Annotated in this window: 8 protein-coding genes; 4 read left to right on the plus strand and 4 right to left on the minus strand. The window is 68.0% G+C overall.

Going from position 1 to position 12,282, the window contains the following annotated elements; genetic code table 11:
• Positions 1-103: 103 nt before the first annotated feature.
• Positions 104-1,990, minus strand: a complete 1,887-nt coding sequence (locus tag AC5Y3Z_RS07245; protein ID WP_463825390.1) for a DUF4407 domain-containing protein — start codon at positions 1,988-1,990, stop codon at positions 104-106.
• A 177-nt stretch (positions 1,991-2,167) separates the two neighbouring features.
• Between AC5Y3Z_RS07245 and AC5Y3Z_RS07250 the strand changes: the two genes are divergently transcribed.
• Both AC5Y3Z_RS07250 and AC5Y3Z_RS07255 read left to right on the plus strand, forming a co-directional pair.
• On the plus strand, positions 2,168-2,731 hold the full coding sequence (locus AC5Y3Z_RS07250) for a hypothetical protein (RefSeq protein WP_463825391.1): 564 nt from the start codon (positions 2,168-2,170) through the stop codon (positions 2,729-2,731).
• Positions 2,732-2,845: 114 nt separating this feature from the next.
• Entirely contained in the window at positions 2,846-3,274 is a 429-nt protein-coding gene (locus tag AC5Y3Z_RS07255; protein WP_463825392.1) for a type II toxin-antitoxin system Rv0910 family toxin, read from the plus strand.
• Here the strand turns inward: AC5Y3Z_RS07255 and AC5Y3Z_RS07260 are convergent.
• The 3 genes from AC5Y3Z_RS07260 to malQ form a co-directional block, all read right to left on the minus strand.
• Positions 3,271-3,573, minus strand: coding sequence for a hypothetical protein (locus AC5Y3Z_RS07260; RefSeq protein WP_463825393.1), 303 nt, complete (start codon positions 3,571-3,573; stop codon positions 3,271-3,273). The genes AC5Y3Z_RS07255 and AC5Y3Z_RS07260 overlap by 4 nt on opposite strands.
• A gap of 100 nt (positions 3,574-3,673) precedes the next feature.
• Positions 3,674-4,138 (minus strand): nuclear transport factor 2 family protein, encoded by a 465-nt coding sequence (locus AC5Y3Z_RS07265; RefSeq protein ID WP_463825394.1) that lies wholly within the window; start codon positions 4,136-4,138, stop codon positions 3,674-3,676.
• Positions 4,135-6,300 (minus strand): 4-alpha-glucanotransferase, encoded by a 2,166-nt coding sequence (gene malQ, locus AC5Y3Z_RS07270; RefSeq protein ID WP_463825395.1) that lies wholly within the window; start codon positions 6,298-6,300, stop codon positions 4,135-4,137. Before malQ ends, AC5Y3Z_RS07265 begins: the two co-directional genes overlap by 4 nt.
• 243 nt (positions 6,301-6,543) lie before the next feature.
• Here malQ and eccB point away from each other — a divergent pair, with 243 nt between their 5' ends.
• Entirely contained in the window at positions 6,544-8,067 is a 1,524-nt protein-coding gene (eccB, locus tag AC5Y3Z_RS07275; protein WP_463825396.1) for a type VII secretion protein EccB, read from the plus strand.
• The gene (gene eccCa, locus AC5Y3Z_RS07280; RefSeq protein WP_463825397.1) at positions 8,064-12,212 is read left to right on the plus strand and encodes a type VII secretion protein EccCa; all 4,149 of its coding nucleotides are present in this window, start codon (positions 8,064-8,066) and stop codon (positions 12,210-12,212) included. Before eccB ends, eccCa begins: the two co-directional genes overlap by 4 nt.
• Positions 12,213-12,282: the final 70 nt, after the last annotated feature.

Genomic DNA, 12,282 nt, shown 5'->3' on the forward strand with positions numbered 1-12,282 from the left:
GACTGCCCTGCCATGGCGTCCGGGCGCGCCCCCTCGACCAGAGTCCGGGCCGATGATACGCCGCCGCTGCGGCATCCATCCGACCCGAAGGCACTACGGCCCGCTATTTGCCCGGCGGCAGCTGACGTGGACCCTCGGGCGCGCGCAGCTCGCGTGGCCCTTGCCGTTGGGCCAGTTCGTACTGGCTGTCCTCGCCGGCCCGGGCGCCGACCGACAGGCCCGCCAGGTCGGGCCGGGGTGGGTGCGTCAGGGACGCGTACTGCGGGTCCGCGCCGACCTGGCGGTAGTCCGCGGCCCGATGCTGCCCGGCCGCGCTGCCCCGCGAGGATTCGATCCGGTGGGACCCGGCCGGGTCCTCGTGAGAACCTCCGGGGCCAGGATCCTGGTGCGCCGGACGGTGGCTGCCGCCGTCGGAACTCTGCGAATCGACCGTGACCTTACGGGTGCGCTTCAGCGAGAACGCGATCTCCTCGACTTCTTCGAACACCTGACGCGCGCTGCGTAACGGCTGGGTGGTGTTGTCGATGACCCGGGCGACGAACGGTGGCACCAGCGGGCGGATCCAACGGGCAGCAGCTCGGGTGGCGTCCGGAAGGGACGGAATCATCGGGGCTCCCCGTTCCTGTTCGGTCGGTTGCGGCTCTTCGTAGTGCTCGACGACGTGCTGGACGGGTTCGGGCACGGCCGGCAGCTGCTGCGGCGCGTCGACGTGGGCATCTGTTGGCGCAGCATCGCCGGCGGGCAGCTGCGCCACCGCCCGACTGGCCGCCTCCGCTTCGGCGGCGATCGGCAAGTACATGTCATCCTCCACTGGCTCGAAGGTACGTTCCGACGACGCGTGCACCGGGGCCTCGATCGCTTCGATGACTCGACGGCGTTGGTGCTCCCGGTCGATCTCGGCCTGGGCTTCGATGGCCAGCCGCGTCTGGGTGAGTTGGTGCTCGGCCCACATGATTTCGGCGGCACGGCGCACCTCGGCACGCTTGATCGCGATTGCGGTGTCCGCGTCCAGCTCGGCGCGTTCACGCTCCGCGCGCGCCGTCGTGTGGCGGTCGTGGGTTGTCTCGCCGCGCCACAGCCGCAGAATCAGCGGCAGCAGATACAGCAGGACGAAGAACGCGACCGCCAGTAACCGCAGCACCGGCGCACCGACGCCGGCCTCCGGTCCGAATGTCACCTCGTTCATGGCCACCCATCGCGCACTCAGCCCGCGGCCCGCGTCGGCCACCACACCGTGCCGCGCGGCCAAGACCGCCTGCTCATCGCGTGCCAGCCGAGCGTCCAGGTCGGGTGCTCGTCGGTCCCGAGTTGCCGTCGCGGTGTCCAGCGCACGTTGTGCATCCGCGAGCAGTTCGTTGGCGGTCCGCGTCTCCGGTCCCTGGCCGGGGTCGCCGGTGATGCGGGTCTGCGGGCAACCCGGGCTGGGATGGTATTCGCAACGAGCCACCACCAGAGCCCGGTCCAGATCGCCGCGCGCCTGTTCCACCGGCGCGTCCAGCGCCGACCGTGCCGCCCGGCTCTGCTGCCAGGCCGCGGTCGCTTGCGCGACGGCCGGCGTCGAGTCCGCGGTGCGCAGGGCACGTTCGTCCAGCCGGCGGTCGATCGCTGCCGAGAAAATCACCAGCGCGGCCAATTCGCCGACCAGCACGCCGAGGGCCACGGCGACCGCCGCGCGACCGGCAACACCGCTACGGCCGCGGGACGGGCCGCCGGCCACACCGCGGCTCACGGCGCCCACCAGCAGGCCGAAAGCGAGTGTGCCGGCGGCGATCGCCCACCAAGGGGCGGCCTGGATCGACGACCGCATGGCCAGGGCCGCAACCAGCCAGGCCAGGATCGCCCCCAGTGCCACCACCGCGCCCGCTACGGCGTGGGTTGATCGTTCGTGGCGTTCGGCGAGTTCTCGCCAGTGGCCGCCGCCGAGCCAGGTCAGCAGTCCTTCGATCCGGGTGACGGCGGGGCGCTGCTCAGATGATTCGTGCGCGCGCATGGGACTCAACACCTCCAATCACTCCAGGGTGGCAGGCCCGCAGTCGACACACCGAATCGAACAGCCCGCTTGTGGCGTTGTTCACAAATTCGATAGAAGTGGCCCAGATCACACAAATTGGGCGACGCGACCGGATCAACGTCTGTCCGGGCAGCTGACATGAGACGGTAGGAATCTATGCAAAACCACGACTTCCTCAGTTACGAAGAGTTCGGCCGCAGATTCTTCGAGGTCGCGGTCACGCCCGACCGGGTGGCCGCCGCCTTCGCCGAAATTGCAGGCAGTGAGTTCGCCATGGACCCGATCGCCCAGGGCCCCGGCGGTATTGCCAAGGTCAGTGCGAACGTCAAGATCCAGGAGCCACGGGTCACCCGCAAGCTCGGCGACCTGATCACGTTCGTCATCCACATCCCGCTGACCATCGACCTGCTGCTGGACTTGCGCCTGGACAAGCAGCGTTTCGTGGTCACCGGCGATATCGCGCTGCGGGCCACGGCGCGCGCGGCCGAACCGCTGCTGCTCATCGTCGACGTGTCCAAACCGCGGCCCTCCGACATCACCGTCAACGTGTCATCGAATTCATTCCGCGGCGAAGTGCTGCGCATTCTGGCCGGTGTGGACGGCGAGATCCGGCGCTTCATCGCCCAGTACGTCAAAGAAGAGATCGACAAGCCGGAGTCCCAGGCCGCCCAGATCATCGATGTCGCCACCCAGGTGGCCACCGCCTGGACCGGTATCTGACCAATCCCGTTGTCCGGCAAGCCCGTTCATGCCGACGAAGATGCCGGTGTTTTCTCCCTGCCGCGCTCGGGTATGTAACCGCGGGACTGTTCACAGCGGGAGGAGCACAACCAGGTGGCCAAGGTAGATGTCTCGACGACTTCGGACGTGGACCCCGAGGCAGCCTGGAAGCTCGCTTCCGATCTGCAGCGCTTCGACGAGTGGATGACGATTTTCGCCGGCTGGCGCGGCAAGGTGCCCGACAACATCGAGAAGGGCACCTGTGTCTCGTCGTGTGTCAAGGTCAAGGGCTTCCGCAATGTCATCCACTGGGAAGTCACCGAGTATGACGAGCCGAAATCCATTGAACTGCAAGGCCGCGGCCGCGGCGGGATCCGCATCACCGTCGCGATGAAGGTGACCCCGCAGGATCCGGGTTCGACCTTCGACCTCACCGCCGACCTCAGCGGCGGCGTACTCAGCGGGCCGGTCGGCAAAGTCGTGGCGCGAGTGCTGCGCTCCGATGTGCGCAAGTCGGTGCAGAACCTCGCCGACCTGCGTTAGCCCGCCCGCCGCGGCGCTTCGTCGAATCGCATCTCGCGTTCCGCGGCGCGTACCCGCCGCCGTTCCATACTGAGCCAGGACAACCCAGCGCTCAGGATCAGCATTCCGCTGCTGGCGGCGCCGATTCCGATACCGATCTTGCCCAGCGCGAACGCCGCCACCGACCCCACGAACGCCAGAACCGCGCCGGTCATCACCACCAGTCCGGGTGCGCGTTCCACGTTGTCTTCGAAGTCATCCAGCGCCCGCATCGAGTCGTGCGGTTGCCCGCCCACGGCGTAGCGTGCGGCGTCGTCCATGAGCATCTCCTCTGCAGCAACTTGCAGCGGTCGTCCCGATCGACCGAGTTGGAGCCCGTCGGGAATTTACCCGGAATGCCGCTGGCACAAACGGTTCGGCCTACCGTCGGGGCAGTAACCGGCGTACCGGGCGGGTCTCGATGGCGTTGATCGTCAGAGCTCGACTACTGATCCGCCAACCGGTGTCAGTGAGTTCGTATTCGTCGTCGTAGCGCAGATGCCATACGGCGTCGATCACCTCCTCAGCCCGCCGGCTCCAGTGGTGCGCCACGCACGCGATCCGGCCACGCGCGGCTCCGCTGCGTGGGCCCGGGTCGTAGACCTCACCGACGATGGCGTGCTCGGTGCGGGCCACGTGCGCAACGGCAGCCACCGCGTCCGCGATCGCGCTGTGGCCCCGATGCGAGCGGACCGGCCGCAGATTGCCCGGCGGGTCCGGCACCGTCAGTTCGGCATTCTCGGTGAAAAGCATTGTCACAGAATCGAATTCACGATCGTCGACATAGGCTGCATAGCGGTGCACCAGGTCGCTGAGGGCCGCGCGGTCGGTGGACACAGCACTCACGGCCCGATCTCGGCGCGCACCGCATCGAGCAGTGCCGCGGCGCGTTCGTCGGTGAAGACGTCCTCCAACAGCATCGGCCGGCCGTCCGGGCCGGTCAACGGAATCCGCCAGTTCGGGTACTCGTCGGTGGTGCCCGGCTGGTTCTGCGTACGCCGGTCACCGACCGCGTCGGTCAGGGCCACCCCGAGCAGCCGTGACGGAGTGCGGCACAGGTAGCGGTACAAGGCCAGGATCAACTGCTCGGGCCGATCCTCAGCGTCGGCGAGGACACCGACGCGGCGCAGTTCGGCCAGCCAGGCCGCCCGCTCCGTCGCCGCGTGCTCCAACTCGGCCGCCACCGGCCGGGTCAGCAATCCCAGGTCCTCCCGCAGCCGCACGTGGTCGCCGGCCAGGTAACCGGCGGTCGGCGGCAGGTCATGGGTGGTGACCGCGGACAGGCAGTATTCCCGCCAGCGTTCGGCGGGCAGCGGGCCGCCGGAAGCATTTCCCTGCTCGAAGTCCTGCTCGAACCACAGGATCGAGGTGCCCAGCAGGCCGCGCAGTAATAAGTAGTCGCGCACCCAGGGCTCGACGGTGCCCAGATCCTCGCCGACCACGACCGCGCCGGCCCGGACAGCTTCCAGCGCGACGATGCCGATCATCGCCTCGTGGTCGTATCGCACGTAGGTCCCGCCGGTGGGCAGCGCACCGTCGGGGATCCACCACAACCGGAACAGCCCGATGATGTGGTCGATCCGGACGCCACCGGCGTGCCGCAACACCGCTCGGATCAGCGCACGGAACGGCCGGTACTCAGCCTGCTCGAGCCGGTCGGGGCGCCACGGCGGCTGCGACCAGTCCTGGCCGAGTTGATTGAACTCATCCGGCGGCGCGCCCGCGGTGACGCCCAGCGCCAGCACATCCTGCAGAGCCCAGGCGTCGGCACCGGTGGGGTGCACGCCGACCGCCAGGTCATGCATGACGCCCAGCGCCATCCCCGCACGCACGGCCTGCGACTGGGCGGCCGCGAGTTGCTCGTCCAATTGCCACTGCAGCCACCGGTGGAAGTCGACCGCTCGCTGGTTCTTCCTGACGAACTTGGCAACACCGCCGGCGTCGGGATGCTGCAGCGACTTCGGCCACCGACGCCAGTCCCCGCCGTGCACCTCCGCCAGCGCACACCAGGTCGCGAAGTCGTCCAGGGCCTGGCCTTCCCGGGCGCGAAACGCCGCGTAGGACAACTCGCGGCCCGCCGACCTCGGCACCGCATGCAGCAGTCGCAGCACCTCACACTTGGCGGCCCACGCTGTGTCGCGGTCGATGCGGTCGAGCTGATCGGCGCGCTGCTGCACGCGGTCGCGCAATTGGCGCACCCGGCGGCGCTTGGGCAGGTCGACGAACTCCGGGACGGCTTCGAGGCGCAGATAGAGCGGGTTGACGAAGCGCCGCGACGTGGGCAGGTAGGGGGAGGGCTCCATGGGTTCGGCGGTGGATCGTGGCGGCGCCGCCGCGTGCATGGGGTTGACCAGCACGTAGTCGGCGCCGTGCACGGTAGCCGACCAGAGCGCCAGGTCGGCCAGGTCGGTGAGGTCGCCCACACCCCACGACCGTCCGGACCGCACGCTGTACAGCTGAACGGCCAGCCCCCAGGCCCGCCGGCCGCCGAGGGCGTCGGGCAGCCCCACCCAGTCCGGTGTCACGATCAGGGCGGTGTCGGCCGATTCGTCGCCGGAACGCAGCTGCAACCGGTGGTAGCCCAGCGGAATGTCGCCCGGCAGCAGGAAACTGGCCTCACCGACCCAGCGGCCGTCCAGCTCGAACGGCGGCGTGAAGTTGTCGATCTGCACGATGCCGCTGTCCGCACCGGTGCGTCGGGTGCCGTCCTCGAGCTCCAACCACACGTCGGCGGGCGCGCCATGGGTCACATGCGCCCAGAATCGCGTCTGCGCCCCGGCGCGGGACACCACCGTCGGCGGCAGCGGCCGTTGCCAGTACGCCCGACGTTCGGAGATGAGGGACTGGTTGCGCTGCTGCTCGGTCCCGGCCGCGACGCCGAGCGCGGCAAGAACGGACACCACTGTGGTCTCGGAGACCAGCACCTGCCGGCCGGTCCAATCCTGATAACTCGTGGCGATGCCGTACCGCCGGGCGAGTTCGACGAGAGACGGCGCAAGCTCGGTCATGCCGGCAATCTTGCTACCCGCAGCTCGGACCGGGGAATCCGGCGGTGTGTGACTTAGCGCGCCGACTGGGCCATTCGCGGCTACCATGCCCAGAGAAGACACGATGAAACCGTGGGGGATCCAGCGCGGCCGCCGACGGCTCCCGCCGCCTGGCGAGGTCTCTACGGGTGCCCTACGGTTATCGATGTACTTGACCGCAAGGGCTCATATCCAGGGATTTTGACAACCGGAAGGTGATCGAACGTGGCTGAACATAGCCGCGGACAGCGGGGATCGGGATACGGTCTCGGATTGTCGACGCGGACCCAGGTAACGGGCTACCAATTCCTGGCGCGCCGCACCGCCATGGCGTTGACCCGGTGGCGGGTGCGCATGGAGATCGAGCCCGGTCGGCGTCAGACCCTGGCCGTCGTCGCGTCGGTCTCCGCGGCACTGGTCATCTGCCTGGGCGCCCTGCTGTACTCCTTCATCAGCCCGGCGGGCCAGATCAACGATGCCCCGATCATCGCCGACCGGGACTCCGGGGCGCTGTACGTCAAAGTGGGGGACCGGCTCTACCCGGCGCTGAACCTGGCGTCGGCACGACTGATCACCGGGCGCCCGGACAACCCGCACCTGGTCCGCAGCAGCCAGATCGCCAGCATGCCGCACGGACCGCTGGTCGGTATTCCCGGCGCTCCCACCGAGTTCGCGCCGAAGAACCCTCCCGCGTCGTCGTGGTTGGTGTGCGACACCGTGGGCGGCACGTCGGGTGGGATGGCTTCGCCGGGCGGGGTGACCGTGACGGTGATCGACGGAACGCCGGACATGAGCGGCCACCGTCGCATCCTCAGCGGATCGGACGCGGTGGTGCTCAGTTATGGCGGCAGCACCTGGGTGATCCGGGAAGGCCGCCGGTCCAAGATCGACGCCACCGACCGGTCGGTGCTGCTGCCACTCGGACTGACCCCGGAACAGGTGACGCAGGCGCGGCCGATGAGCCACGCGCTCTACGACGCGCTGCCGGTCGGACCGGAACTGCTGGTCCCCGAGGTGCCCAACGCGGGCGCCCAGCCGACCTTCCCCGGAGCGCCCGGTCCGGTCGGAACGATCCTCGTCACCCCGCAAATCAGTGGGCCACAACAGTATTCGCTGGTGCTGACCGACGGGGTGCAAACCCTGCCGCCGCTGGTGGCCCAGATCCTGCAGAACGCCGAGCGGCCGGGCAACACCAAGCCGGTGACGGTCGAACCGTCCGCGCTGGCCAAGATGCCGGTGGTGAACCGGTTGGACCTGTCCTCCTACCCGAACGATCCGCTGAACGTGCAGGACATCCGGGAGAACCCGTCCACCTGCTGGTGGTGGGAACGAACCACCGGTGAGAACCGCGCGCGGGTCCAGGTGGTCTCGGGGCCGACGCTGCCGATCAAGCCCAGCGAGATGAACCGGGTGGTCAACCTGGTGAAGGCGGACATGACCGGACGCGTGGCCGACCAGGTCTATTTCGGACCCAACTACGCGAACTTCGTGGCGGTCACCGGCAACAATCCCGGCGCCCAGACCACCGAGTCGTTGTGGTGGCTGACCAACGCGGGTGCGCGCTTCGGGGTGGACGACACCAAGGAAGCGCGCGAAGCGCTGGGTCTGACCCTGCAGCCGAGCCTGGCGCCGTGGGTGGCGCTGCGGCTGATGCCGCAAGGCCCGACATTGTCGCGCGCGGATGCTCTGGTGGAGCACGACACGCTACCGATGGATATGACCCCTGCAGAGTTGGTGGTACCGAAGTGAAACGTGGTTTTGCCCGACCGACACCGGAGAGACCGCCGGTCATCAAGCCGGAGAACATTGTTCTACCGACCCCGCTGAGCATTCCGCCGCCCGAGGGCAAGCCCTGGTGGCTGATCGTGGTCGGCGTGGTGGTGATCGGTCTGCTCGGCGGCATGGTCGCCATGACTTTCGCCAGCGGCTCACACGTGTTCGGCGGTGTCGGCTCGATCTTCCCGATCTTCATGGTCGGTGGAATGATGATGATGATGTTCGGCGGCCGGTTCGGCGGCCAGCAGCAGATGAGCCGGCCGAAACTGGACGCGATGCGCGCCCAGTTCATGCTGATGCTGGACATGCTGCGGGAGACCGCGCAGGAGTCGGCGGACAGCATGGACGCCAACTACCGCTGGTTCCACCCGGCACCCAACACGTTGTCCGCCGCGGTGGGGACGTCGCGCATGTGGGAGCGCAAGCCGGACGGTAAAGACCTCAACTTCGGGGTGGTCCGCGTCGGCGTCGGTATGACGCGACCCGAGGTCACCTGGGGTGAGCCGCAGAACATGCCCACCGACATCGAGCTGGAGCCGGTGACCGGTAAGGCGCTGCAGGAGTTCGGGCGCTACCAGAGCGTGGTCTACAACCTGCCGAAGATGATCTCGGTGCTGGTGGAACCCTGGTATGCGTTGGTCGGGGACCGCGAGCAGGTGCTCGGGCTGATGCGCTCGATCATCTGTCAACTGACCTTCTCGCACGGCCCCGACCACATGCAGTTCATCGTGGTCAGCTCGGACCTCGAGGAGTGGGACTGGGTCAAGTGGCTGCCGCACTTCGGCGACTCCCGGCGCCACGACGCCGCCGGCAACGCCCGGATGGTGTACAGCTCGGTGCGCGAGTTCGCCGCCGAGCAGGCCGAATTGTTCGCCGGGCGTGGGTCTTTCACACCTCGGCACGCCAGTTCCTCGGCGCAGACGCCGACCCCGCACCACGTGATCATCGCCGACGTCGACGACCCGCAGTGGGAGTACGTGATCAGCGCCGAGGGTGTCGACGGCGTGACGTTCTTCGACCTGACCGGCTCGTCGATGTGGACCGGGGTTCCTGAGCGCAAGCTGCAGTTCGACGAAATCGGCGTGATCGAGGCGCTGCCCCGCGACCGTGACACCTGGATGGTGATCGACGACAAGCCGTGGTTCTTCGCGCTGACCGACCAGATCAGCACCGCCGAAGCCGAAGAGTTCAGTCAGAAGCTGGCCCAGTGGCGACTCGCCGAGGCCTACGAGGAGATCGGCCAGCGGGTCGCCCACATCGGCGCCCGGGACATCTTGTCCTACTACGGGATCAACGATCCTTCCGCGATCGACTTCGAGGATCTGTGGGGCAGCCGCACGGACACGATGGGCCGCTCCAGGTTGCGGGCGCCGTTCGGCAACCGCTCCGACAACGGCGAGCTGCTGTTCCTGGACATGAAGTCGCTGGACGAAGGCGGCGACGGCCCGCACGGCGTCATGTCGGGTACGACGGGTTCGGGTAAGTCGACGCTGGTGCGCACGGTGATCGAGTCGCTGATGCTCGGTCACCCGCCGGAGGAACTGCAGTTCGTGCTGGCCGACCTCAAGGGTGGATCGGCCGTGAAGCCGTTCGCCGGGGTGCCGCACGTGTCGCGCATCATCACCGACCTGGAAGAAGACCAGGCGCTGATGGAGCGCTTCCTGGACGCGCTGTGGGGCGAGATCGCGCGTCGCAAGGCGATCTGTGACAGCGCCGGAGTGGACGACGCCAAGGAATACAACTCCGTGCGGACCAGGATGCGGGCACGCGGCCAGGACATGGCGCCGCTGCCGATGCTGGTGGTCGTCATCGACGAGTTCTACGAGTGGTTCCGGATCATGCCGACCGCCGTCGACGTGCTCGACTCGATCGGCCGACAGGGCCGCGCCTACTGGATCCACCTGATGATGGCGTCCCAGACGATCGAGAGCCGCGCCGAGAAGCTGATGGAGAACATGGGCTACCGGCTGGTGCTGAAAGCCCGTACCGCCGGCGCCGCGCAGGCGGCAGGTGTGCCCAACGCGGTGAACCTGCCGGCGCAGGCCGGGCTGGGCTACTTCCGTAAGAGCCTGGAAGACATCATCCGGTTCCAGGCCGAGTTCCTGTGGCGCGACTACTTCCGCATCTCCAGCGTCGACGGCGAGGAAGCTCCGGTGCTGGTGCACAGCATCGACTACGTGCGCCCGCAACTGTTCACCAACTCGTTCACGCCGATGGAAGTCAGCGTCGGCGGTCCGACCGTCGAGCCTGACCTGCCCGCCCTGACCAACGGTGAGGTCGTCGAGGAGGAGGAAGAGGCGATCCGTACGCCGAAGGTCGGCACGGTGATCATCGATCAGCTGCGCAAGATCAAGTTCGAGCCGTACCGGTTGTGGCAGCCGCCGCTGACCCAGCCGATCGCCATCGACGAACTGGTCAACCGCTTCCTCGGGCACCCGTGGAACAAGGACTACGGCTCGGCCAGGAATTTGGTGTTCCCGATCGGGATCATCGACCGGCCGTTCAAGCACGACCAGCCGCCGTGGACGGTCGACACCTCCGGGCCGGGCTCCAACGTCCTGATCCTGGGCGCCGGCGGTTCCGGCAAGACCACCGCGTTGCAGACGTTGATCTGCTCGGCGGCGCTGACCCACACACCCGAGCAGGTGCAGTTCTACTGCCTGGCCTACAGCAGCACCGCGTTGACCACGGTGGCCCAGCTGCCGCACGTGGGCGAGGTCGCCGGTCCCACCGATCCCTACGGTGTCCGCCGTACGGTCGCTGAGCTGTTGGCGTTGGTGCGCGAACGCAAGCGCAGCTTCCTGGAGTACGGCATCGCGTCGATGGAGATGTTCCGGCGCCGCAAGTTCGGCGGGGAAGCCGGTCCGGTGCCCAACGACGGGTTCGGTGACGTCTACCTGGTCATCGACAACTACCGTGCCCTGGCCGAGGAAAACGAGGTGTTGATCGACCAGGTCAACGTGATCATCAACCAGGGTCCCTCGTTCGGTGTGCACGTGATCGTCACCGCCGACCGCGAATCGGAGCTGCGGCCCCCGGTGCGCAGTGGTTTCGGCTCGCGTGTCGAACTGCGGTTGGCCGCCGTCGAGGACGCCAAGCTGGTGCGTTCCCGGTTCGCCAAGGACGTCCCGGTCAAGCCGGGGCGCGGCATGGTTGCGGTCAACTACGTGCGACTCGACAGCGACCCGCAGGCCGGCCTGCACACCCTGGTGGCCCGCCCGTCGTTGTCCAGCACCGCCGACAATGTGTTCGAGAGCGACAGTGTGGTCGCCGCGGTCAGCCGGCTCACCACGGCGGTGGCACCCCCGGTACGGCGACTGCCGGCGCGGTTCGGTGTGGAACAGGTCCGCGAGCTTGCGGCGCGGGACACCCGTCAGGGCGTCGGTGCCGGCGGAATCGCCTGGGCCATTTCCGAATTGGACCTGCAGCCGGTCTACCTCAACTTCGCCGAGAACTCGCACCTCATGGTGACCGGTCGACGCGAATGTGGGCGGACCACGACGCTGGCCACCATCATGTCCGAAATCGGCCGGTTGTACGCGCCCGGTGCCACCAGCGCACCGCCCCCGCCGCCCGGACGCAAATCCGCGCAGGTGTGGTTGATCGACCCGCGCCGGCAACTGCTGACCACGCTGGGATCGGACTACGTGGAGAAATTCGCCTACAACCTCGACGGCGTGGTCGCGATGATGGGTGAGCTGTCGGCGGCATTGGCGGGGCGGGAACCACCGCCGGGTCTGTCCGCCGAGGAGCTGCTGTCGCGGTCATGGTGGAGCGGTCCGGAGATTTTCCTGATCGTCGACGACATCCAGCAGCTGCCCCCCGGCTTCGACTCGCCGCTGCACAAGGTGGTGCCGTTCGTGAACCGGGCCGCCGACGTCGGTCTGCACGTGATCGTCACCCGCACCTTCGGCGGTTGGTCGTCGGCAGGCAGCGACCCGATGCTCCGAGGTCTGCATCAGGCCAATGCGCCGCTGCTGGTGATGGACGCCGACCCGGACGAAGGCTTCATCCGGGGCAAGATGAAGGGTGGTCCGTTGCCCCGCGGTCGAGGCCTGCTGATGGCCGAGGACACCGGCACCTTCGTGCAGGTCGCAGCCACCGAGGTGCGCAAGTAACACGGGCCCTGCCGCTGCGGTGGCGCCGGTTGACGGCCGGCGCCACGCAGCGGCATTGTCCTTTCTGGCC

Source organism: Mycobacterium sp. NGS61 (assembly GCF_059812325.1).